The 8,452-nt window shown below is 73.3% G+C and carries 9 protein-coding genes and 2 pseudogenes; 3 read left to right on the plus strand and 8 right to left on the minus strand.

The genetic code is table 11. The annotated features are described in order from the left end of the window. Positions 1 to 346: 346 nt before the first annotated feature. Positions 347 to 871 (minus strand): hypothetical protein, encoded by a 525-nt coding sequence (locus E1265_RS10965; RefSeq protein ID WP_132930079.1) that lies wholly within the window; start codon positions 869 to 871, stop codon positions 347 to 349. A gap of 90 nt (positions 872 to 961) precedes the next feature. On the opposite strand from E1265_RS10965, the gene E1265_RS10970 reads away from it, so the two are divergent. Further along, a complete protein-coding gene (locus tag E1265_RS10970) occupies positions 962 to 1,654 on the plus strand; it encodes a M15 family metallopeptidase (protein ID WP_132930080.1) in 693 nt (230 codons plus the stop codon). Here the strand turns inward: E1265_RS10970 and aac(3) are convergent. Then, positions 1,594 to 2,450, minus strand: a pseudogene (gene aac(3), locus E1265_RS10975) (aminoglycoside 3-N-acetyltransferase). The gene E1265_RS10970 and the pseudogene aac(3) sit on opposite strands and share 61 nt — an antisense overlap. 57 nt (positions 2,451 to 2,507) lie before the next feature. On the opposite strand from aac(3), the pseudogene E1265_RS38885 reads away from it, so the two are divergent. Beyond that, positions 2,508 to 2,625, plus strand: a pseudogene (locus tag E1265_RS38885) (DNA-binding response regulator); the annotation flags it as partial. A 57-nt stretch (positions 2,626 to 2,682) separates the two neighbouring features. Here the strand turns inward: E1265_RS38885 and E1265_RS10980 are convergent. From E1265_RS10980 to E1265_RS11005, 6 genes are read right to left on the minus strand one after another with little or no spacing between them, the layout of a single operon-like run. Beyond that, the gene (locus tag E1265_RS10980) at positions 2,683 to 3,432 is read right to left on the minus strand and encodes an urease accessory protein UreD (RefSeq protein ID WP_347877193.1); all 750 of its coding nucleotides are present in this window, start codon (positions 3,430 to 3,432) and stop codon (positions 2,683 to 2,685) included. Next, positions 3,429 to 4,118, minus strand: a complete 690-nt coding sequence (ureG, locus tag E1265_RS10985) for an urease accessory protein UreG (protein ID WP_132930082.1) — start codon at positions 4,116 to 4,118, stop codon at positions 3,429 to 3,431. Before ureG ends, E1265_RS10980 begins: the two co-directional genes overlap by 4 nt. Positions 4,119 to 4,129: 11 nt before the next feature. Further along, positions 4,130 to 4,795: an urease accessory UreF family protein gene (locus E1265_RS10990; protein ID WP_132930083.1), complete on the minus strand. Its 666-nt coding sequence runs from the start codon at positions 4,793 to 4,795 to the stop codon at positions 4,130 to 4,132. 28 nt (positions 4,796 to 4,823) lie between these two features. Beyond that, positions 4,824 to 6,545, minus strand: coding sequence for an urease subunit alpha (locus E1265_RS10995; protein WP_132930084.1), 1,722 nt, complete (start codon positions 6,543 to 6,545; stop codon positions 4,824 to 4,826). Then, positions 6,538 to 6,849: an urease subunit beta gene (locus E1265_RS11000; RefSeq protein WP_132930085.1), complete on the minus strand. Its 312-nt coding sequence runs from the start codon at positions 6,847 to 6,849 to the stop codon at positions 6,538 to 6,540. Before E1265_RS11000 ends, E1265_RS10995 begins: the two co-directional genes overlap by 8 nt. Positions 6,850 to 6,881: 32 nt before the next feature. Beyond that, entirely contained in the window at positions 6,882 to 7,184 is a 303-nt protein-coding gene (locus tag E1265_RS11005; RefSeq protein WP_132930086.1) for an urease subunit gamma, read from the minus strand. Positions 7,185 to 7,403: 219 nt separating this feature from the next. On the opposite strand from E1265_RS11005, the gene E1265_RS11010 reads away from it, so the two are divergent. Then, positions 7,404 to 8,432, plus strand: a complete 1,029-nt coding sequence (locus tag E1265_RS11010; protein ID WP_132930087.1) for an aspartate-semialdehyde dehydrogenase — start codon at positions 7,404 to 7,406, stop codon at positions 8,430 to 8,432. Positions 8,433 to 8,452 lie beyond the last annotated feature (20 nt).

Raw genomic sequence — 8,452 nt, forward strand, 5'->3', positions numbered from 1 at the left:
GCCCGCCTCTTCGAACACGCCGTCCCACACGGTAGGAGAACCTTTTCGCGAATAGCAGTACGGCAGCGTCGTTCCAGAGCGTGAACATCAGCGAGCGAGGAGTTGATGGCGTGTGCGAGGACAGCAAGTGCCCTCCGGGGCACATGGGCGACACGGCGCGGCACCAGTTGTCGGCACAGCGGCAAGGGACTCCGTGTGCGACCGCGTTGATCGGGTCATGGCCTACGAACACGGGCTGGTGTGGCTCCGCCCACCCGAGGGCGGACGCGAATGGACCGCACGGCCAGAGGACATTGAACCGAAGCGAGTCGCTTTGCCGGTGGGCTTTCGGAACGTCGCCCTACCTCTACCAGGCGGCAGCCTGGAGTACGTCGAGGGCGATGTCGTGAACCGAGCGGCCGTCCGTCGCGACGCGGATGGTGCCCGCGGGAGCCTCCTCGCTCAGGTTCCGCGCGTTCCGCAGGCTCGACTCGATGTGAGCGTCGAGCTGGGATCCGATCTCCCGCTGGGCGAGCCGCTCCCGCACGGTGGTCTCCCTCGCCGTGAGCAGGATCCGGGTGGCCCTGATCTCGCCGCCGCCCATGGCTCGTCGGATCATCGGCTCCTCCAGAATGCTCACCGTGTTCGTGTAGATGAGGCGGTGCTGGCCGAGGGCGGCGTAGTTCGACCAGATCGCGGCGGTGTTCCGCTCCGTGATCGCCGTGCGGTGCGGATCGTCGACGGGGGCGGGGTGGATCTGGTCCATGTAGTCACCCTCGATCAGACAGTGCGCCGTTCCCTTCGCCCGCAGCACCGCGGACACCTCCCACGCGACGGTCGTCTTGCCGACGCCGGCACCACCGCCGATGAGCAACAGTTCGTAAGCAGTCATGGCCGATCAGCCTCGCAGAGCCCGGACGACCACGGCAGGTGATTTTGGGCCGCCGCGACTCCCCCGCCCTGCCGCTGGCATGATCGCCGTATGAGCGAGATCGTCCTGATGTCGGACCCGGCCGTCGCCGCGATACCCGTCGTGGAGTGCGGCGAGCGGCTGGTCGACGTCCGCCGCCACGCGCCATCGTTGCTGGTCGACACGCGGAAGCAGGACGCCACGGGCGCCTTCGCGCACCTGCGGGAGGGCGTCGTGGAGCGGCTGCTGCACGCCCAGACGCGACTGCCCGCCGGCCTGCGGCTGTTGTTCGTCGAGGGGTACCGGCCGCCCTCGCTCCAGCGCGCGTACTTCGAGGAGTACGCCGGGCGGCTGCGGGCCGACCATCCCGCCTGGTCCGCGGAACAGGTCCACGCGGCGGCCAGCCGGTACGTGTCGCCGCCGGAGATCGCCCCGCACAGCGCGGGGGCGGCCGTGGACCTCACCCTCGCCGACGCCGAGGGGCGCGAGCTGGACATGGGGACGCGGTTGAACGCAGACCCGGAGGAGAGCGGCGGCGCCTGCTTCACCCACGCGGAGAACATCAGTCACCAGGCCCGCGCCAACCGGGCGACGCTCGGCGACGCGCTCAGCGCCACCGGGTTGGTCAACTACCCGACGGAGTGGTGGCACTGGTCCTTCGGCGACCGCTACTGGGCCCTCACCACAGGGGCGCCCTCGGCCCGCTACGGACCGACCGAGCCCAGCTTCTCCTCGATCCAGGCGACCCCGAAGTCGACGGCCTGACCGGCCTCGAACAAGTAGCTGTCGGCGGCGCCGACCCGGCCCCGCCGCCCGATGCCGGCGGCGAGCATGTCTCGCACGATCACGGCGAACGGGTCCTCGCCCTCCGGTACCACGGCCGAGTAGTCGAACGCCCCGTTCTCCGAGTCGATGTCGTGGAAGCGTCGCCAGACCCGCCGGCCGTCCGGCTCCAGCACCGGCTGCTCGTGGTCGACGAACCGCTTGCCCGGCGCCTGGGCGAGCGCCTCCGCGTGGTGCAGCAGCGTCATGGTGTCCAGCGGCGCGCCCAGCATCAGCACCTGGCCCCCGCGATCCACCAACCGCGCGAGGGGACTTCCGGGGCCGTGCGGGTCGTCCCAGGGGTGGTCGGCCACCAACTCCTCCGCCACCGCGCCCAACGCGGCGAAGCTGACGTCAGGGTGCCGGCTGCGAAGGGCCCCCGGCCAACGCCGCAGCGCCTCGGGCAGCCGGCCGTTGGCATGGTCGGCCTCGCTCAACACCGGGTCGTACGCGGGTGTTCGGCGCGCAGCGCGTCCTGCCACCCGGCGGGCCACTCGACGAAGTCGTACGGCGGCGCGTCGTACCCGCTGTAGACCAGCAACGTGCCCTCCTCCCCCACCACCTCACGCAGCGCGCCGATGACGGTCGCCGTGCCGCCCGCCACATAGCCGATGGCCGACATCCGGGTGTGGAACATCACGACGTCACCGGCGCCGAGACCGAGTGCGGTCAGATCTTGGGCGATCCGGCTCCGGGTCACCGGGCCGTTGGACGCTCCGAGCAGGTTCACCTCGTCCATGATCGAAGAACTGCTCGCGGCGGAGGTCAGTTCCGCCGCGCAGCGCGCGGAGCAGCGCCACGGATCGTCGCGGTGACGACGTCCAAGAACGACGTACGTCTACGACGCGCCGCGGGCGGGCGCCAGCGGCTTCGTGCTGACGCGCACGGCGACCGAGGAGCTCGTGCGGACGGTGATCACGGCCCACGAGCAGGGCTTCGTGATCCCGGGGCGACGGGGGGCGCCCGGTTGATCAGACGCCCAGGTGGGTGGCGCCCTCGGCGAGCTGGCGGCCGAGCGCGAGCGCGTCCTGGGCCACGGCCGTGACCAGCGCCGCCGGGCCGGCAAGCGGGGTGAGGACGGCCGTCTCGGAGAGCACCCGCGCCTCGGCCGACTTGTCCTCGAACACCGGGTCGACGACGAGGAGTTGGCCCACAGCCCGGTGGCCGCCGAGCACCGCGCCGCCGTCCCAGCCCGGGGCGCCCTGCCCGCCGCCGAAGGAGAGTTCCTGGTCGAGCAGCGGGCGGCCGGCGTGGCGCACGACGAGGCGGGAGGCCAGCCGGCCAGGGGCCTCGGCCGCCCGGCCGAGTACCAGCTGCTCGCGCAGCACGAGCCGGGCGCCGGCCGCGAGGTCCACCCGCGTCGTCGTCCGCAGGTCGCTGCCGGCCGCCGCGATCAGCGGCTCGGGCAGCCAGCGCAGCTCGCCGCCCTCCCCCACCGTCAGCGTCACGTCGTAGTCGGCCGGCTCGCCGCCCAGGCCCGGCAGGGCGACGGTGGCGGCGGCCGAGTCGACCCGCAGCGCGGCGCCCGGCGCCACCTCGGCCGTCAGCCGCAGCCGGTCGCCGCCCAGCGGGCCGCTCATCGCGCCGACGACCGTGACCTGCGCGTACGGGCCGGCCGCCCGGGTGCGTCGCAGCGCCAACGGTCCTTCGCCGCGCAGCAGCGGCAGCGAACCGTCCGCCGCGGCCACGATCCGGGCGTGGGCCGTGACGCCGGCGCTCACGCCGCCGCCGGGGCCCAGGCGGCGAGACGCGCCAGCACCCAGTCGGCCACCGGCCGGACGCCGTCCGCCTCGCGCAGCGAGGTGAACGCGACCGGCAGCTCGCCACGCTGCGCCCTGGCGTCGCGGGCCATCGCCGCCAGGTCGGAGCCGACGTACGGCGCGAGGTCGGTCTTGTTGACGACGAGGAGGTCGGCGGTGGTGACGCCGGGCCCGCCCTTGCGCGGGATGTCGTCACCGCCGGCCACGTCGATCACGAAGATCTGGGCGTCCACCAGGCCGGTGGAGAAGGTGGCGGTCAGGTTGTCCCCGCCGGACTCGACCAGCACCAGGTCCAGCGGCCCCGTCCGCTCCTCGAGATCCTCCACCGCCTCCAGGTTGGCGGAGATGTCGTCCCTGATCGCGGTGTGCGGGCAGGCGCCGGTCTCCACGGCGACGATCCGCTCGGCGGGCAGCACGGCGGCGCGCAGCAGGAAGTCGGCGTCCTCGCGGGTGTAGATGTCGTTGGTGACCACGCCGATGGCCAGCCGGTCGCGCAGCGCCCGGCAGAGCGCGGCGACGGTGGCGGTCTTGCCCGAACCGACAGGACCGCCGAGGCCGACGCGCAGGGCGCGGCTGCCCGGCTCGACCGGTGGCGCGGCCTGGTAGGTGTGGCGGTGCGGGAAGGTCTCGGGGTGGTCGAGGTGCACGATGCGGTCTCCTAGGAGGCGAAGAGGCGGACGGGCCAGGCGGCGTGCGCCTCGGCGCCGATGTCGAGCAGCGGGGCTGAGGCGGACGGCAGCGCGTCGGCGTCCCCGAGCGCGGCGGCCTCGGTGGCGCGGCGGGCCACGGCGTCGACCTCACCGGCGAGGCGGGCCAGCACGGCGGTGGCGTCGAACGGGTCGAGGGACAGCAGCCGGACGGTCGCGCCGGCTGGGCCGCTGACGGCGTCGTAGGCGGCGGCCCGGGCCGCGTCGTCCGGGGTGAGGCCGGCGGCACGGGCGGCGAGGCCGAGCACCACCGGCTGGTGGAGGCCGCCACGGAACGCGGACGCGAGCGCGTCGAGCTCGGGCGTCGGCCAGGTGGCGCGGGCGGCCCGCATCAGCTGGCGGCCGAGCTTGCGCGCGGTGGCACGCAGCGCGGGCGAGGGGGTGCGGGCGTCGGCGGCGGCGTCGAGCTCGGCCGGGTCACGGCCGGCGCAGGCCGCGGCGGCCAGCGCCGCCGCGACCAGGCCCGCGGTGTGCAGCCGGCCCCGGCAGAACTCCTCCAACGAGGCGGGCCCGGTGATCCGGCCGGCGCGCACGGCGGCTTCCGCGCCGCCCGAGTGGGCGTGCGCGCCGGCCGGGAACCTGCCGTCCGCGAGCAGCAACAGCGCGGCGGCGGCCATCAGGAGGCACCCATCAGAACAGGCCCCATCAGAACAAGAAGTACCGCTGAGCGAGCGGCAGTTCGGTGGCCGGGGCGGGGACGACCGGCTCGCCGTCGATGGTGACGGTGAACGAGTCGGGGTCCACGGAGACCGCCGGCCGCGCGTCGTTGAGCCGCATGTCCGCCTTGGTGGTGTGCCGGGTGTCCCCGATCGGGACGAACCGCTTGGCGAGGCCGAGCCGCTCGTCGAGGCCGCCGTCCAGCGCGAGCTGGGTGACGAAGTTGACCGAGCCGGCCGCGGCCGCCCGGCCGAGCGCGCCGAACATCGGCCGGGGCAGCACCGGCTGCGGGGTGGGGATGGAGGCGTTGGCGTCGCCCATCTGGGCGTAGGCGATCTGGCCGCCCTTGATCACCAGCAGCGGCTTGACCCCGAAGAACGCCGGCTCCCACAGCACCAGGTCGGCCAGCTTGCCCGGCTCGACCGAGCCGATCTCGTGGTCGAGTCCCTGGGCCACCGCCGGGTTGATGGTGTATTTGGCGACATAGCGACGGACCCGCAGGTTGTCGGCGGCCCCGTCGCCCGGCAGGGCGCCGCGCCGCCGCTTCATCACGTGCGCGGTCTGCCAGGTCCGCGTGATCACCTCGCCGACCCGGCCCATCGCCTGCGCGTCCGAGGAAATGATCGAGATCGCGCCCAGGTCGTGCAGGACGTCCTCGGCGGCGATCGTCGACGGCCTGATCCGCGACTCGGCGAAGGCCAGGTCCTCCCGCACCGCCGGGTTGAGGTGGTGGCAGACCATCAGCATGTCGAGGTGCTCCTCGACCGTGTTGACGGTGTGCGGGCGGGTCGGGTTGGTCGAGCTCGGCAGCACGTTGGGCTCGGAGACCACCGTGATGATGTCGGGCGCGTGCCCGCCGCCCGCGCCCTCGGTGTGGTACGCGTGGATCGTCCGGCCGGCGATCGCGGCCAGGGTGTCGCCGACGAAGCCGGCCTCGTTCAGGGTGTCGGTGTGGATGGCCAGCTGGGCGCCGGTCTCGTCGCAGACCTTCAGGCAGGCGTCGATCACGGCCGGGGTGGCGCCCCAGTCCTCGTGGATCTTGAAGCCGAGCGCGCCGCCGCGCAGCTGCGCCAGCATCGCCTCGCGCGAGACGGTGTTGCCCTTGCCGAGCAGCCCGAAGTTGACCGGCGCGCCGTCCATCGCCTCCAGCATCCGGGCCAGGTGCCAGGATCCCGGGGTCACGGTGGTCGCCTTGGAGCCCTCGGCCGGCCCGGTGCCGCCGCCGATCAGCGTGGTGACGCCGGAGGCCAGGGCCGTGTCGACGATGGTCGGCGAGATCAGGTGCACGTGCGCGTCGATGCCGCCGGCGGTGAGGATGCGGCCGTTGCCCGCGATGACCTCGGTCTCCGGGCCGATCACCAGCTCGGGGTGGACCCCGTCCATCGTGTCCGGGTTGCCGGCCTTGCCGAGCGCGCTGATCCGACCGTCCCTGATGCCGACGTCCGCCTTCACGATCGCGGCGTGGTCGAGCACGACCACGCCGGTGATCACGGTGTCCGGGGTGCCGTCGGCCCGGCTGGCCCGGGACTGGCCCATGGACTCGCGGACCACCTTGCCGCCGCCGAAGACCGCCTCCTCGCCGGCCCGCCCGGGGCCGCCCGCGAGGTCGTCCTCGATCTCGATCAGCAGGTCGGTGTCGGCGAGCCGCACCCGGTCCCCGGTGGTGGGCCCGTACAGGTCCGCGTAGCGCTGCCGGCTCAGCTCAGCCATCGAGTCCCCCCGCCGTCTCGCCGCGCAGGCCGGGCACGATCCGACGGCCGGCCAGTGGCACGAGCTCGACCTCCACCGGGATGCCCGGCTCGAAGCGGACGGCAGTGCCGGCCGCGATCCCGAGCCGCCGGCCGCGGGCGGCCGCCCGGTCGAAGTCGAGCCCGGGGTTGGCCTCGGCGAAGTGGTAGTGGGAGCCCACCTGGATCGGCCGGTCGGCGACGTTGCGCACGACGAGCCGGGTGACCGGGGCGCCCTCGTTGAGGGTGACCGTCCCCTCGGCGAACAGGATCTCTCCGGGAATCACGCGGTGCCTCCTCTCTCTGACCCGCTCGCCGCTCAGGCGATGGGCTCGTGGACGGTGACGAGCTTCGTCCCGTCCGGGAAGGTGGCCTCCACCTGAACGTCGTGGATCATCTCCGGCACCCCCTCCATCACGTCGGCGCGGGACAGGATCCTGCGTCCCGACTCCATGAGCTCCGCGACGCTGCGGCCGTCCCGCGCGCCCTCCAGGACGTGGGCGGTGATCAGCGCGACCGCCTCCGGGTGGTTGAGCAGCAGCCCGCGGGCCCGGCGCCTGGCGGCCACGTCCGCGGCCACGTGGATCAGCAGTCGTTCCTGCTCGTGCGGGGTCAGCTGCACGCCGGCCGCCCTTCTCTTCAGGTCATCGCAGGCTGTGGAGGTTAGTTCGATCCGGTTACGGTGGCGTTACCCTGCCCCGTGACATCCGCAGTATCCCGTGGCATGCCGCACACCGGTGTGACCGGCGTCAAAGAAGTGGCCACGATCAAGGCCGACGGTGCAGGGTAGGAGAGCGGGACGCACGCACGCGTCGAGTGCGGGGAAAGTGAGAGGAAGCCCATGAAGATCGGGATCGTCGGAGCCACCGGACAGGTCGGCGGCGTGATGCGCGGAATCCTGGCCGAGCGGAAGTTCCCGGTCGACCAGCTCCGGCTCTTCGCGTCGGCGCGGTCGGCGGGCAGCACGCTGCCCTGGCAGGACGGTGTGGTTACCGTCGAGGACGCGGCCGTCGCCGACTACTCGGACCTGGACATCGTCCTCTTCTCGGCGGGCAAGGGCACCTCGCTGGCGCTGGCCGAGAAGGTCGCGGCGTCCGGCGCCGTGGTGATCGACAACTCCTCCGCCTGGCGGATGGATCCCGACGTGCCGCTCGTCGTCTCCGAGGTGAACCCGCACGCCGCGGCCCGCCGCCCCAAGGGCATCATCGCCAACCCCAACTGCACCACCATGGCCGCCATGCCGGTGCTCCGCCCGCTGCACCAGGAGGCCGGCCTGACGGCCCTCGTCGTCGCCACCTACCAGGCGGTCTCCGGCAGCGGCCTCTCCGGCGTCGCCGAGCTCGACAGCCAGGCGCGGGCCGCCGCCAAGCAGGACATGGCCCGGCTGGCCTTCGACGGCCGGGCGATCGAGTTCCCCGAGCCGGAGAACTACAAGCGGCCCATCGCGTTCAACGTGCTGCCGCTGGCCGGCTCCATCGTCGATGACGGCCTCGCGGAGACGGACGAGGAGCAGAAGCTCCGCAACGAGAGCCGCAAGATCCTGGAGCTCCCCGAGCTCAAGGTCTCCGGCACCTGCGTCCGGGTCCCGGTCTTCACCGGCCACTCGCTCCAGATCAACGCCCGCTTCGAGCGACCGATCACCCCCCAGCGCGCCGCGGAACTGCTGACCGCGGCGGAGGGCGTCGCGCTGTCCGACATCCCCACCCCGCAGCAGGCCGCCGGCCGCGACGCGAGCTATGTCGGCCGCATCCGCCGCGACGAGACGGTGGAGCACGGTCTTGCCCTCTTCGTCTCCAACGACAACCTGCGGAAGGGCGCGGCGCTCAACGCGGTCCAGATCGCCGAACTCGTCGCCGACGAGTCCCGCTGACAGCGGCAGCCCCCCACTCC

Source organism: Streptomyces sp. 8K308, from assembly GCF_004348315.1.
Lineage (GTDB): Bacteria > Actinomycetota > Actinomycetes > Streptomycetales > Streptomycetaceae > Streptomyces.

Bases quoted from the DNA above. Each gene is read 5' to 3' on its own strand.
- E1265_RS10965 (WP_132930079.1), bottom strand. From the start codon at position 871: ATGACTGCTTACGAACTGTTGCTCATCGGCGGTGGTGCCGGCGTCGGC.
- E1265_RS11010 (WP_132930087.1), top strand. From the start codon at position 7,404: ATGAAGATCGGGATCGTCGGAGCCACCGGACAGGTCGGCGGCGTGATG.
- E1265_RS10990 (WP_132930083.1), bottom strand. From the start codon at position 4,795: ATGGCCGCCGCCGCGCTGTTGCTGCTCGCGGACGGCAGGTTCCCGGCC.
- E1265_RS10995 (WP_132930084.1), bottom strand. From the start codon at position 6,545: ATGGCTGAGCTGAGCCGGCAGCGCTACGCGGACCTGTACGGGCCCACC.
- E1265_RS10970 (WP_132930080.1), top strand. From the start codon at position 962: ATGAGCGAGATCGTCCTGATGTCGGACCCGGCCGTCGCCGCGATACCC.